The organism is Streptomyces sp. NPDC012935, from assembly GCF_042900345.1.
GTDB lineage: Bacteria > Actinomycetota > Actinomycetes > Streptomycetales > Streptomycetaceae > Streptomyces.
In genome coordinates this window covers 1-1,383 of sequence record NZ_JBIBBC010000080.1, presented here as the reverse complement: position 1 = coordinate 1,383, position 1,383 = coordinate 1, and the positions used below count along the sequence as shown (strand labels likewise).

Annotated in this window: 1 protein-coding gene; it reads left to right on the top strand. The window is 73.0% G+C overall.

What is annotated here, in order from left to right; translation table 11 throughout:
- Positions 1 to 1,383 (top strand): serine/threonine-protein kinase (locus ACFY5C_RS41600; protein WP_389455288.1); only part of this gene is annotated, 1,383 nt, incomplete at both ends.

Genomic DNA, 1,383 nt, shown 5'->3' with positions numbered 1-1,383 from the left:
ATCGCGGGCCGCTACCGGCTGCTCGCCAAGCTCGGGCACGGCGGCATGGGCACCGTCTGGCGCGCCAAGGACGAGACGGTGGACCGCGAGGTCGCCGTGAAGGAACCCCGCGTCCCGGACCACCTTCCGGAGCGGGAACGCGCCAACGCCTACGAGCGGATGCGCCGCGAGGCCCGTGCCGCCGCCCGGCTCGACCACCCGGCCGTCGTGAACGTGCACGACGTCGCCGTCGTGGACGGCCGGCCCTGGATCGTCATGGAGCTGGTGCAGGGCCGCTCGCTCGGCGACGCGCTGCAGGAGGGCACCCTCGGCGCCCGGGACGCGGCGCGGATCGGCCTGGAGGTGCTGGGCGCCCTGGAGGCCGCGCACGCGGCGGGCATCCTGCACCGTGACGTCAAGCCGGACAACGTCATGCTCGGGCGCCACGACCGGGTCGTGCTCACCGACTTCGGGATCGCCCAGATCGAGGGCGAGACCAATCTGACCGACACCGGCGGCTTCGTCGGCTCGCCGGAGTACATCGCGCCCGAGCGGGTGCTCGGCCAGCGTCCGGGGCCGGCCAGCGACCTGTGGTCCCTCGGGGTCGTCCTGTACGCGGCGACGGAGGGCGTCTCGCCGTTCCGCCGCAGCAACACCCCGGCGACGCTCCAGTCCGTCCTCAACGCCGAGCCCGCGGCGCCCGCCGCCGCCCGCGGCCCGCTCGCCGAGGCCATCAACGGCCTGCTCCAGAAGGACCCTTCGCGCCGCCCGAACGCCGCGCGGACCCGCGACCTGCTGGAACGCGCGGCCAACCCGCCGGAGCCGGCCCTCACCCAGCCCGCACGGCTCCCCGAGAGCGTGCGGCGGGGGATCGTGCTCGGGCCGAAGACGCTGCTCGGGATCGCGGCGGCGGCGGTCGCGGCCGCGGTGACGGCGTACCTGGTGATCGCCGACCCCTTCGCCGGGTCGCTGCCGAAGGGCTGGAAGACGCACGAGGAGAAGGCTCTCGGCGCGACGCTGCTGGTGCCGGACGAGTACAAGCGGACCGTGCCCGAGAAGACGGACGACGAGCACTGGGTCACGTACACCGACCCCAGCGGTGCCGTCTGGATCAGCCTGGAGCTGGAGAAGAAGGCCGAGGACACCGGTAACGCGATCAAGGGGTCCGCCGCCGCCGAGATGTACGACGACGACGGCGACTACCGGCAGAGCGGCGACTACCAGGTCGGCATGCCGCAGAACCCGAAGACGGAGCCCAGGGAGACCACGTACCAGGGCAGGAAGTCCGCCGAGAACACGGTCACCTACACCACCACCGACAGCCAGAACCCCCGGCCGCGCCGACTGCGTGTCTTCTACTACCGGACCTCCGCCGGAGACATGTACAAGCTGGCCGTCGGCTAC